Source organism: Rhizobacter sp. P3_B12 (assembly GCF_056402895.1).
This window is the reverse complement of sequence record NZ_JBFUGN010001699.1, coordinates 1-626: the sequence shown is the minus strand read 5'-3', so window position 1 is coordinate 626 and position 626 is coordinate 1. Positions and strand designations below refer to the sequence as shown.

The following is a 626-nucleotide window of genomic DNA, read 5'->3' as shown; positions in this document are numbered from 1 at the left end:
CCCGAACTTCGTGCGCGGCGGGCTGAAGGAAGGCTTCGTGAAGCCGTCGCCGTACGGCGCGATGGTGTCGGCGCCGGCGAAGAAGGCCGCCGACGACGTGAAGGCCGCGATGCTGAAGGGCAGCTTCGACATCTTCAAGGGCCCGCTGAAGGACAACGCCGGCAAGACGATCATCGAGGCGGGCAAGGTCTTCAAGCAGACCGATCCGGCGCTCGAAGGCATGAACTACCTCGTCGAAGGCGTCGTCGGCAAGACCGGCGCATGAGATGAACGCACGCCACGCCGACACGCTCGAAGCCGTCGYGCTGCCGCTGCTCGCGATGGCCGGCGCGCTGCTGCTGTTCGGCGGCTTCGTGTGGCTCGGCGGCAAGAGCCCGGTCGACGCGTGGACGCTGCTGTTCAAGGGCGCGTTCGGCGACTGGTTCTCGTGGCAGAACTCGCTGCAGCGCGCGGCACCGCTGATGCTCACGGCGCTGTGCGTCGCGATCCCCGCACGGGCCGGGCTGGTCGTGATCGGCGGCGAAGGCGCGCTGGTGCTGGGCGGCCTCGCGTGCGCGACCTTGCCCTACCTGATCACGCCGCCGGCCAACGCGTTCGGCAGCGCGCTGCTGCTGGTCGCCGCAGCC

The 626-nt window shown here is 69.8% G+C and carries 2 pseudogenes; both read left to right on the top strand.

The window, feature by feature from the left end:
- Positions 1-265: pseudogene (locus AC1D01_RS37750) on the top strand (BMP family ABC transporter substrate-binding protein); the annotation flags it as partial.
- Position 266: 1 nt separating this feature from the next.
- Positions 267-626 (top strand): annotated as a pseudogene (locus AC1D01_RS37745) (ABC transporter permease); the annotation flags it as partial.